This window comes from Ruegeria sp. AH12, assembly GCF_056541465.1.
Genome location: NZ_JBQFYL010000018.1, coordinates 56,775 through 67,911, shown reverse-complemented (window position 1 = coordinate 67,911; position 11,137 = coordinate 56,775). Strand labels below are relative to the sequence as shown.

The window sequence follows — 11,137 nt, the reverse complement described above, 5'->3', positions numbered from 1 at the left end:
CGATCATCGACGCGAGGCTTACCGTGAGACTTCGGGAAGAAAGGCTCAAGACGCGCCATTTGCGTGTCCGTTAGCCAGAAAAGATCAGACACGGTCACCGCTCGGCTTTCCGACCGTGAATCACGCAGCCAAGCGGAAATCAATGGGTCCTGACCCTAGGGCCTGTTCCGCCACAACTTCCTTCAGATCGCGGGCTTCACGACGCAGGTCTTTGACCTCGGTCGAGGTAGCGGCACGTGCCGTGTCACCCGCCAGCCGCTTCTTACCCGCCTCAAGGAATTCCTTGGACCAGTTATAATACAGGCTTTGTGCAATCCCTTCGCGGCGGCACAGCTCTGCAATGCTGTCCTCGCCTTTTAGGCCATCCAGAACGATCCGGATCTTCTCTTCTGCGGAATACTGTTTGCGGGTCGCGCGGCGGATGTCTTTTACGACCTTCTCACCGTGGCTCTGCTTGGTTCCGGGTTTCTTTCTCATCTCCACTTCTTGGCGGTTGCGATGAGAAAAAACCCTCTCTTATCAAATCGACCTAAACTGTCCCATTGGTGCTGACGTCAGACACTGTCAAACGGATCAACTCCACTAGGATCGACGCGAGTTTCTGCGCGTCAAGAGTGCGTGCTTATCGGCGCCCAGAGCCAATGGGCACTGCAACATGCGCCGAACCCGCAGATTGTCATGGCCACGTTGCTCAAAGATATGGAATAAACCCCGATGCTCAGCGTTGTTTTCTTAGGTCACCCAAAGTTGTATTGGATACTCAGATGAAAAAGTTAGCGAAGCAGTTTTCTAAGGTCGGCTTAGTACTCATCTTGATGTTGCCTCTACACCTTGCATTACCAACGGAGTGGCAAGTGTCATTCCTGTCCGTCGCTTGGGCGGATGACGATGATGATGATGACGATGATGACAGAGACGACGATGGGAATAGTCGACGTGGAAACGGTGCCGAAAACGGGCAGAATTCCTTCGGTGACAACCCATTCGAAAACCTAATCAGGAGGTTAACGAACCGAGAGCCGCAACAACCGGTGGTGACGCCAACACCCGTTTTACTCCCCGCGCAGGCTCCATTTGAAATAGTTGTCGCAGATGCATCCGCCGAAGACCTGGAACAGCTTCTGTCTGAGGGTTTTGAGATTTCCGAAACGGAGGCCCTTGAAGCTTCTGATCGAGTCTTGACTCGGCTGACCACACCCAGCGGGCTGGATCTGGATGCCGCCCGAGATCGCGTTCGCTCACTGCCTTCTGGTGGTACGGCTGATTTCAATCACTACTACCGCTCTGAACAAAGCGAAACACACGTTGCGTCATCAGACGCTTGTTTGCATGAAAACTGCCCGGCCTGGGAGATGATCAAATGGCCAAGTGCTGACTACGTTCAGGCGACCTGCCCTGTACGGGTTCCAGTGGGGATGATCGATACCGGGATAAATGCTGAACACGAAATCATGGCGGGTGCGCAGCTAGAGCTGATTCAACTTGCCGATCAAAGCCTTTCGTCTTCCAAAGCCATCCACGGGACCGCAGTTGCATCGCTTTTGATCGGTGATCCGGACAGCCGGGTTCCCGGACTGATTCATGGTGCAGAAGTCATAGCGGTGGATGCGTTTGCGCGAAATGGATCGGATGAACGCGCTGACGTAATCTCGGTGTTGCGTGGGTTAGATGCGTTGAAAGCTCGTGGCGTACGCGTCGTCAACCTGTCTCTGACCGGCCCCAGCAACAGTCTTTTGGAGGACATCGTCAATCAGATGGTGGAACAAGATGGGATCGTTCTGGTTGCGGCGGCGGGCAATGAAGGCCCGTCCGGCGAGCCGAGATATCCCGCAGCCTTTGACACAGTACTTGCCGTGACAGCCGTGGATGCGCGCGCACGTATCTACCGGAAAGCGCAGCGCGGGCCTCATATCGATATAACCGCACCGGGCGTCAACATGCTGTCAGCAACATCCATTCGTGGCGCGCGCCTAAAATCGGGAACATCTTTTGCAGTTCCCTTTGTCACTGCGGCGGTCGCGATCATGCTGTCGCAAGACGGAACGTTATCGCCGGATCAGGTGCGCGAGCGTCTGAGAAACGCCGCACAAGACCTGGGCGCGCCCGGGGTCGACGACGTGTTTGGTCATGGGCTGCTGAATGCTGCTACGCTGTGCTAGCAAAGAACCTTAGCGGATCCAGCCGTTTGTGATCAGGTCCGCCTCAGCGGCAGGCGCGAGTGAGTTACCTGCCCCCAGCCGATCCAGAAACGGCATCAACCCCTGCACTTCAGCACCGCTTGCCGTGACAAACCCATCGTCGGTACCTGACGCGGACAGCGGTTCTGACATCGTCACTTCCACCACCCAGTTGTCGTTGGTTATGCATGCAATGCCGAGGTCGATGCGTTGCTCTGCGCGGTTGATGATTTCAAACTCCCGGCAAAAGCCGTCTGAAATCGGCAACGTCGCGAGGATCATCAACTCCTGATCCAGCCCTGACGGCTCGGGCACGCCGGACGGCAGCTGGTTCAATGCCGCTGCTAGGTTCGAGCCGCTGTCGATCGGCCCTAAGGCCAAGTTGGGTCCAGCGACCGGCTGAAGCAGATCGGGAACGGTAATCACGGCAAATGCCAACGTCGCCGCGACGGCGGTGCTTATCCACACAGCGGGTCGTTTACGAAAATGTATGATCTTGGCTGTCTGCGTCTCACCCTCGATGACATTCTTGATCTCTCGGGGCACGGGCTCATCCAGTGGATCGCTGAATGCCTGCAAAAGGGCTTCGTTTGTGGCCACGAGATTGTCGACATAGGCCTGATCCTCAGGATGATCCGCCAAATGCATGACAACAGCTGCGGCTTCTTCGGGTGAAAGCTCCCCATCCGCAAAAGCTGCAAGACGGGACGGGTCCATTGTAGTTTTTGCACTCATTGCATCGGCCCTTTCGTCATCCCCAACTGCGGCAGCAGAGCGTCTCTGGCCCGTGACAAACGGCTCATCACCGTGCCAACGGGCACCTCGAGTACATTTGCTACCTCTTTGTAGCTCAACCCTTCGATCGCGACGAGAGACAGCACAACGCGTTGTTTTTCGGGCAACGCACCCATAGCGCTTCTTGCCATCTCGAGCATCATCCGATCCTCGGGCAGACGCGCTGAGCGACCTTCATCGCTCAGACCTGCCAGTTCGGGGTCCAGCGGATGCCCTCGCGTCTTGGCGCGCCGGCGGTCATCAATCCAGAGAGTTTGGATAATTCGGTACATCCAGCTGTCCATACGCGTACCTTCACGAAACTGGGCGGCATTCTTTAACGCTTTCACACAGGCCGACTGCACCAAATCATCGGCGTCCGGTTGATTACCCGCCAGTGAAAGCGCAAACCGGCGCAATTTCGGCACCAGCGCTACCAGATCTTTGCGGAACCGATCCGTCATGCCGTCTCTCCTGTTTCGCGTCACGTCCTATGACAACGGATGGTAAAAAGAACTATTCCACATGATCGAAGAAAAAATGAAGACTTGCATCGTTCGAAACCGATGCAGCGCTTTCTGACGGAACCCGAAATAAATATCTCGAAAAAGTTGGAATAGATTTCAACCGACTTCGTTGTCCCAGCAAGACAACAAACAATCAGGAGCTGAAATGATGTTCGATACCGCAATGGATGTTCCCCCTGTCAACGGACCGATGATGGCTACCAGATTTTCGGTCAGGCTAGGACGGCGCACACTGTCCGCCGATGTGCACATCCCGAGTATCCCTGCCCCTGACACTCCGCCTCTGTTGGCGCTGCACGGGATTTCGCGGAATGCGGCTGGGATTGCCAAAGCTTTCGGCACCCATTGTGAGGCCAAGGGGCAGGTTCTGATCACGCCCCTGTTCTCAAAAGAGCATTGGCCCCATTTTCAGCGCGTTGGCGGCTATCGACCGGATCGTTCGCTTCTTGCAATGCTCGCGCTAGTTGAGCAAATGGGCGTTGCGAAAACAAACAAGGTCGACTTGTTCGGGTATTCCGGCGGCGCGCAACTCGCGCACCGATTTGCGATGCTTTATCCGCAACGGGTGGCCAGTCTGCATATTGCTGCTGCTGGTTGGTATTGCTTGCCGGACTTCACGCAACCCTTTCCCATGGGTTTGGCTGCGGCCGAAAAGCCTCTGAAGATGAACTTTCCTGCGCTGGCCCATAACCAGTTGCGGAATTACCTTGAACTGAAGCTTCGGGTCTACGTGGGCACCGAGGATCATCATCGGGATGATGCCCTTCGAAAAGGGCAGGATGTCGACGATTCACAAGGCCGTAACCGGCTGGCGCGTGCACGGCATTATTGCAAGGCCTTTCGCGCCGGCGCAGAGGCGCGGGGGATCGTCCCTGATCTGTCACTGACGGAAATTCCCAATTGCGCGCACAGCTTCGCCGACTGCGCCGAAGCCGGATTAACGAAACTTGTCTGCGAATCTTGAATCTTTAGAAAACAGGAGATTAACTGTGGGAAACCATCACTTCATGAGCGCGAAATGGTGTTTTGCGACCAGACGCATAGATCAAAACCTGGCTAAAGGGTTACGTCAGGATTTTGCGCGATCGCAACCGGGGGACCTGATACTTGGTCGCGTCACATCCATTGGCAACCATCGACGTATTCAGCTACCCGCGGGGCGATCTTCGACCCTGTATCCGGGTGATCTTGTTGTACTGCCCTGCGGCGCGCGATACGCGCCCGATCAATTCGAAGGGCTGGCTGAGATCGACAAAAAGGGCAGCGACATGCTCGCAGGCGGAGGCTGTCTTGGGCGTATGATACATCGCAATGAGCGTATTAAGCCCCCGACCCGTATTCAGCCGTTGGGGCGGATCACATCAAAAGACGGCGCTGTTTTGAACACCATTGATTTCGCCCTGCCCAGGCGCACAAGACCGGCCCAGATCCCCGTGATCTGTGTGGTTGGCACCGCGATGAACTCGGGCAAGACAACCGCAACAGCGGCCCTGGCCCATGGTCTGACCAAGGCCGGGTGGCAAGTGGCCGTGCTGAAAGGCACCGGGACCGGCGCGTTTGGAGACTACAACTCCTTTGTCGATGCCGGTGCGTCCTTTGTGGCCGATTTTACCGACGCAGGCATGGTCACGACCTATCTGGAACCCATGCCGCGCATCGTTGCGGGCATTGATACTCTTCTGGGCGAGTCAGAATCCCTCGGCTGCGATATCGCGGTGATGGAGCTGGCGGATGGCATCTTTCAGCGCGAAACAGCCGCCCTGCTGGCGGACGCCTCCGTTCGCGACCGGTTCTCGAAGTACCTGTTTGCCTGCGCCGATCCGGTCGCAGCCGCAGGGGGCGTAGCCGAGCTGGGCCGAAACGGAATTCGCCCGATCGCACTGACAGGGATGCTGTCATGTTCGCCCATGGCGGTCGAAGAGGCACAAACCGCCACGGGTGTTCAGGTCCTGACACGCAGTCAGCTTCTTGATCCGGCATATGCAAACACATTGGCCGCACGCGCCGGGATTGAGCGGACCCGGCACGCCGCATGACCCCCCCGGGACTGCTTGAGGGTCAAAGACGTCGCCTGTTTATCTGGATTCTGTTTGCGACCCTCACTCAGGCCACCGCTCTTGCAGTGGTGGCCGTTGCAACGCGCACGGTCTTTGTCGCCTTGCATGCCGGATCGGACCTGCCCGTTCTTCCGATTGCAGTCATCGGCGTGGCGGGGCTGTGCGGCGCACTGATGCAACTGGTCTTTCGGGCACTCGCGGAACGGTTGGGCCAGAACTACGCCAAAGATGTCCGTCTGAGGCTGTTCGATCACGCAAGCCGCAGCGATCAACGCGATCTGGACCAAAGGCGCATGGGCTACCATGTCCTGCGCTTTACCGGAGACCTGTCGGCACTTCAGGATTGGCCCGGCCTCGGCTTGCCCCGACTTATTCAGGCTACGATCCTGTTGCCCGCAGCGACGGCTGTGCTGATTTATCTTGACGAGCGGTTTGTCTGGGTGGCGATCTGCGCGATCTTGCCCTCAGCACTTTGGGCGGCGTTTACCCAACGCAAACTTCTGGACGCACACCGCCAATTGCGAAAACTGCGGGCGCAGCTGGCAGCGGATGTCACCGAGCGCCTGCCTATAGCGCCAAGGCTATCTGCACTGGGACGGCGCAACATCGAGATGAAGTCGCTGGACCGCCGGGCCGATCGCGTGGCCGATACGGCCTGCGCGCGCCGGGGTCTGAGCGAGGTCCGAAAGACCGTGCCAGAGTTCTCTGCCGCGATCGCTGCGAGCTTGATCATGGTGATCGGCGGAACTGGTGGCCTGTCTGCGGGAACAATCGCGGCCGGCTTGGCTGCTCTGGGGCTGATGATTCGGCCTTTGCGCAATGCGATGACGTCCAGCGATCATGCCGCGAAATACCGTGTAGCCTACGACAATCTGTCACGGGCTTTGAACCGCCCGTTGGCGGCATCCCGAAGCACAAAAGCTCATCTGCGCACAGAACCCGTATCTGTTGAGATCAATACCACGCATGGTCCCGCGTTGAAAATACCCCCAGGGGCACAGGCCGTCATTTCCAGCACGTTAATGGATCAAATTGAAATCGCACTGCTTGGCAACGCATCGCTTGGAGTTGTGTCGTTAAAACTGGACGGCAAAGACATTTTCGAACTGACACCCGGAAGCTTGCGCCGATCCGTCGGCGTTCTCACTCACCAGCCCTTGATCCTGAAAGGTAGTCTGCGTCGGGCATTGACCTTAGGTCTAAAGAAACGACCATCTGACGAGAAAATCATGAAAGTCGCTGAGAGTGTAGCGCTGCACGAGGTCGTTCAAGAAATTGGTGGCTTGGATTTCAAACTGACGGAGCGCGGATCAAATCTAACTGTTAATCAGAGAATTTCTGTTTCTTGTCTTAGGCTCATTCTTCAGAAACCCAGCTTAATACTTGCTGTCAATGCTCCATGCAGCACTTTAAGGTCACACTCGTCTTGGCAATTGGCTACGAAACTCACTTCTTGCCATGAGTTTGATGACCACAATAGTGTCGTAACTCCCTGATTTATTTTCAATAAGGGGCCTGTTGTCTGTCTTTCTGTAGGGTCAGGATTCATAATCAATAGGTGACTGTTGCTGCGAGCGCTATGGCAGAAAGAAGTACTTTGGGACAGCGGTCATATCGGGTTGCGATGCGTCTCCAGTCCCTTGGGGATGCGGAACATAATCTCGATACGGTTGAGGCGTTTGTACCTGCACTATCGTAATTGACCGGGGTCTTGCGTTGCTCACGGGCGGAGATGCAGGCGCGTATCCCTTTTTCTTTTACCGCTTCTCGAAACCAGTCGGCGTCATAGCCGCGATCCCCAAGTAGCCAGTCGACTTGTGGGATACTGCTGAAAGACGCCCGCGCCGATGTAGTTACTGACCTGACCAGCGGTGACGAAGAGGCTGAGCGGCCGCCCCTGGCTGTCGCAGATAGCATGCAGTCTGGTGTTCATGCCGCCCTTGGTTCGACCAATTGGGCTACCCCCCCCTTTTTTACGGCCATGCTGGTCACAATACGGTGTGCGTTCAGATAGGTCGCATCGATCATCACGGTCTTTTCGTCGCCGTGTTCGGCAGCCGGGCACACCATCACCTGGGCGAAGATGCCTTTCTCGCTCCAACGTTTCCACCGGCTGAAGAGCGTCTTGTGCGGTCCGTACGCCTCAGGCGTGTCTCTCCATCGCAATCCATTGCGATTGAAGAAGATAATCCCACTCAGTACCCTTCTATCATCAACCTGTGGCCTGCCGTGCGACTTAGGGAAGAACGGGGAAAGCTTGGCCAACTGCTCGTCGCTTAGCCAGAAAAGATCGCCTTTATCACCGCCCCGTTTTCGGAGCCGTGAATCATGCGGCGCGGCAGGAAGCAATGCATCCTGACCCTAGCGCAGGAACTATTGTGCAACGCAGCAACCACTATACGACGCGTTCGCAAACGGATTCTAGATTGAACTTTCGCTACATTGGAACACAGCGTCAGTGAAATGGCAAAGAAAGCTATCGTGGTTTAGCGGCCTCAATCAAATATTCTTTGAGCGACTGAAACGTCGCGAACAGAACAGGGATCATCAAGAGACCTAGTGTACTGTCCAGCACCATGCCGAAAAGAACCGGGTAACCAATGGACAAACGTGCTGCAGCGCCGGCCCCGCTGGACAATACCAACGGCAAGACGCCCACTATGAAACACAATCCGGTCATCGTGACCGGGCGAAACCGGATTTCTGCCGCCTTCAAAGTTGCTTCGCGGATGCTAACCCCCGTTTGCCTTTCCTGATTGGCGAACTCGACCACCATAATCGCCTTTTTGGCGGCCAATCCGATCAGCAACACCATGCCAATCTGCGCGAAAATGTTGCTGGTGAGAAACGGGAAATAGGCGATGGGTATTAGCGCGCCCAGCAATGCAAATATGGCTGAGCTGATAATCGACAGCGGCAGTATCCAGCTCTCGTATAACACCACTAGAAACAGGTAGGCCAAAATCAGCGCTGACAGCATGATGTAAGGCACCATGTCCTGAGACTTGACCTCTTGCTGGGTCACACCAGACCATTCGATCCGAAACCCGTCCGGCAGCGTTTTGTCAGCGATCTCTTGCATGGCTTGGATGCCCGCGCCCGAGCTGACACCGTCTGCCAACTGTGCGCTGACAGAGGCGGCTGTGAACAGGTTATATCGCGGGATTGCATCCGGTGCGAGAACCGGTTCGCTGCTCACAAAGTTTCGTAAGGGCAGAGACTCACCAGCGCTGTTTTTGACGTAGATGTTGTCCACATCATCCAGCGTTTGCCGAAACTGTGCATCAGCAGAAATGACGACCCAATAGACCCGCTCTGACAGGATGAAGTTGTCCACGAAGAAGGTGCTTAGATTGGCTTGCAATGCGGTGAAGATGTCCGAGACGCTTACGCCCAGCGTTTCGGCGCGATCCCGATCGACGGACAAGCGGTATTGTGGAGTCTGACCCGAAAAGCTGCCATTGGCGCGAACGAATTCCGGCGCGGCATTCAGAGCTGTAACGAATGCATTCATGACGGAATCCAATTGCGCACCGTCTCCCTGTTCAAGATCCAAAAGCTCGACCGAGATGCCACCCGTCGATCCAAGCCCGTGGATGGTTGGAAAGGGAAATACGTAGCTTTGTGCCTCGGGCAAAATGGCCAGTTGCCGATCCAGATCCTGCATGATCGCATCCCAATGCAAATCCGGGCTGGTGCGTTTGTCCCATGGTTGGAGCGTGATGATCGCCATACCGGCATTGGAGCGAACACCCGTCAGCATGCTGGCACCGGACACGGTTGTAACGGTCTCCACGCCGGGCGCCTTTTGAATCACCTCGCCAGCTTTAGACATAAAAGCCTGGGTCCGTTGAAGCGAGGCCCCATCCGGCAGTGCCATGGCCGCCAACAAAACACCGTTGTCCTCTTGCGGGATCAAGCCGGTTGGAACGGTTTTAAACAAATAAATGGTGGAACCGACACAAGCGACAAAGACAAGCAAAGAGACAACGATGTATCGCAGCATTAGTGACACAAGCCACATATACTGCTGTCTAATCCAAGACACTGCCGCGGGCACAAACCGCAACGGACCAATCGGCTTCACACCCGATCTCAACACCATGGCGCAAAGCACTGGGGCCAGGGTCAGCGCATTCACGGCGGACAGCACAAAAGCGAAGATGATCGTCGCTGCGAATTGGTAGTAGATCGTCCCGGTCACTCCGGGAAAGAAACACACCGGAACGAAAACGGCTGCCAGCACAAAAGTGGTCGCGATGATCGGACGATTAACCTGTGACATCGCCTTGAGCGTCGCGTCGCGCGGCTCAAGCCCCTCATCGGTCATGATCCGTTCGGCGTTTTCGATGATGATGATCGCATCATCAACCACCAGAGTGATAGCTAGAACCAAAGCAAACAGTGTGATCATGTTTGCACTGAACCCAATCGCATAGATCAATGCGATTGCACCCAATAGTGAGACAGGGATCGCAATTGCGGGAACGATGGTCGCTCGGAAGCTGGCCAGAAAGAAAAACGTGACCGCGATCACCAAACCTGCAGTCAACGCCAGGGTTTTCAGAAGGTCTTCGATTGAAACACGGACGGCATCCGTTACGTCATACGTGATCTCATATGAGACCCCTTCGGGAAACTTCTTTGAAAGCTCGCCCATCAAGTTGTGAATGCTGTCTGAAATCTCCAGCGCGTTGGCCGTGCTTTCCTGATGCACCGCAATCGCCGCCGTATCCTTGCCGTTCAATTGAGAGGACCCAGCGTAGGTTGCTGAACCAAGCTCAATCCGTGCCACATCCTCCAGTCGGGTGATCGATCCGTCGTCGCTTGTAGAAATGATGATCCGACCAAATTCTTCTGCATCCCGCAGCAAACCTTCGGCTCTAAGCTTGAATTGAAAATCCGTGCGGGCATCGCCAAATGGCGGGGCCCCGACTTGTCCAGCGGCTGCTACAACGTTTTGGCTTTCAATCGCATCCGCAATCTCTGAGGCGGTGATATTCAGCGCGGCCATGCGAACAGGGTTGATCCACACCCGCATGCTGTATTCCAACTGGCCGAACTGAGATACACCACCGACCCCCGGTAGACGCTGCAAAGGATCGTGCAAAAAGTCGGCTGCGTAATTGCTGAGGTACAACTCATCCCGCGACCCATCAGGCGATGTCAGGTTGATCACCAGGATCATGTTTCCGGATTGTTTGGTAACCTCGATACCTTGCTGTTGCACAACGGATGGCAATTCAGCGCTGGCCAGGGCAATGCGGTTTTGCACCTCCACCGCCGCAACATTGGGGTCTGTTCCCAAGTCGAACGAAACACTCAGTTCATAGCTGCCATCATTCGAACTTGTGGACTGCATGTACAACATGCCGTCGATCCCATTCACGCGTTCTTCAATGGGCGTGGCCACGGATTCTTGAATGACTTGCGCATCTGCGCCCGGGTAGGTCGCGGTCACATATATCTGCGGTGGTGTAATGTTCGGATATTCCGAGATCGGCATGAGCCGGACGCAGACCGCCCCAAAAAGTACCATCAAAATCGCAACGACGGCGGCAAAATGCGGGCGATTGATGAAATAGTGAGAGATCAAGCCAAG

General features: G+C 55.7%; 7 protein-coding genes and 3 pseudogenes. 4 read left to right on the top strand and 6 right to left on the bottom strand.

Translation table 11 applies throughout. The features are described 5' to 3' along the window. Positions 1 to 92 (bottom strand): annotated as a pseudogene (locus ACR0EL_RS19310) (IS5/IS1182 family transposase); the annotation flags it as partial. 64 nt (positions 93 to 156) lie between these two features. Then, a pseudogene (locus tag ACR0EL_RS19305) lies at positions 157 to 477 on the bottom strand (transposase); the annotation flags it as partial. 377 nt (positions 478 to 854) lie between these two features. On the opposite strand from ACR0EL_RS19305, the gene ACR0EL_RS19300 reads away from it, so the two are divergent. Continuing rightward, positions 855 to 2,159, top strand: a complete 1,305-nt coding sequence (locus ACR0EL_RS19300) for a S8 family serine peptidase (protein WP_480501651.1) — start codon at positions 855 to 857, stop codon at positions 2,157 to 2,159. A gap of 9 nt (positions 2,160 to 2,168) precedes the next feature. Here the strand turns inward: ACR0EL_RS19300 and ACR0EL_RS19295 are convergent, their stop codons facing one another. Further along, a complete protein-coding gene (locus ACR0EL_RS19295) occupies positions 2,169 to 2,912 on the bottom strand; it encodes an anti-sigma factor family protein (RefSeq protein ID WP_480501650.1) in 744 nt (247 codons plus the stop codon). Next, the gene (locus tag ACR0EL_RS19290; protein WP_480501649.1) at positions 2,909 to 3,415 is read right to left on the bottom strand and encodes an RNA polymerase sigma factor; all 507 of its coding nucleotides are present in this window, start codon (positions 3,413 to 3,415) and stop codon (positions 2,909 to 2,911) included. The genes ACR0EL_RS19295 and ACR0EL_RS19290 overlap by 4 nt, the downstream gene beginning before the upstream one ends. Positions 3,416 to 3,626: 211 nt before the next feature. Here ACR0EL_RS19290 and ACR0EL_RS19285 point away from each other — a divergent pair, with 211 nt between their 5' ends. From ACR0EL_RS19285 to ACR0EL_RS19275, 3 genes are read left to right on the top strand one after another with little or no spacing between them, the layout of a single operon-like run. Next, positions 3,627 to 4,442 (top strand): alpha/beta fold hydrolase, encoded by an 816-nt coding sequence (locus ACR0EL_RS19285; protein WP_480501648.1) that lies wholly within the window; start codon positions 3,627 to 3,629, stop codon positions 4,440 to 4,442. 25 nt (positions 4,443 to 4,467) lie between these two features. After that, on the top strand, positions 4,468 to 5,514 hold the full coding sequence (locus ACR0EL_RS19280) for a P-loop NTPase family protein (RefSeq protein WP_480501647.1): 1,047 nt from the start codon (positions 4,468 to 4,470) through the stop codon (positions 5,512 to 5,514). Then, positions 5,511 to 7,031, top strand: coding sequence for an ABC transporter transmembrane domain-containing protein (locus ACR0EL_RS19275; RefSeq protein ID WP_480501646.1), 1,521 nt, complete (start codon positions 5,511 to 5,513; stop codon positions 7,029 to 7,031). Before ACR0EL_RS19280 ends, ACR0EL_RS19275 begins: the two co-directional genes overlap by 4 nt. Before the next feature lie 55 nt (positions 7,032 to 7,086). Here ACR0EL_RS19275 and ACR0EL_RS19270 read toward each other — a convergent pair. Continuing rightward, a pseudogene (locus ACR0EL_RS19270) lies at positions 7,087 to 7,884 on the bottom strand (IS5 family transposase). A 127-nt stretch (positions 7,885 to 8,011) separates the two neighbouring features. Then, the gene (locus ACR0EL_RS19265) at positions 8,012 to 11,131 is read right to left on the bottom strand and encodes an efflux RND transporter permease subunit (protein WP_480501645.1); all 3,120 of its coding nucleotides are present in this window, start codon (positions 11,129 to 11,131) and stop codon (positions 8,012 to 8,014) included. Positions 11,132 to 11,137: the final 6 nt, after the last annotated feature.

What these genes read in the sequence shown, in the direction of transcription:
- ACR0EL_RS19275 (WP_480501646.1), top strand. Translation starts at nt 5,511, where the DNA reads ATGACCCCCCCGGGACTGCTTGAGGGTCAAAGACGTCGCCTGTTTATC.
- ACR0EL_RS19295 (WP_480501650.1), bottom strand. Translation starts at nt 2,912, where the DNA reads ATGAGTGCAAAAACTACAATGGACCCGTCCCGTCTTGCAGCTTTTGCG.
- ACR0EL_RS19285 (WP_480501648.1), top strand. Translation starts at nt 3,627, where the DNA reads ATGTTCGATACCGCAATGGATGTTCCCCCTGTCAACGGACCGATGATG.
- ACR0EL_RS19290 (WP_480501649.1), bottom strand. Translation starts at nt 3,415, where the DNA reads ATGACGGATCGGTTCCGCAAAGATCTGGTAGCGCTGGTGCCGAAATTG.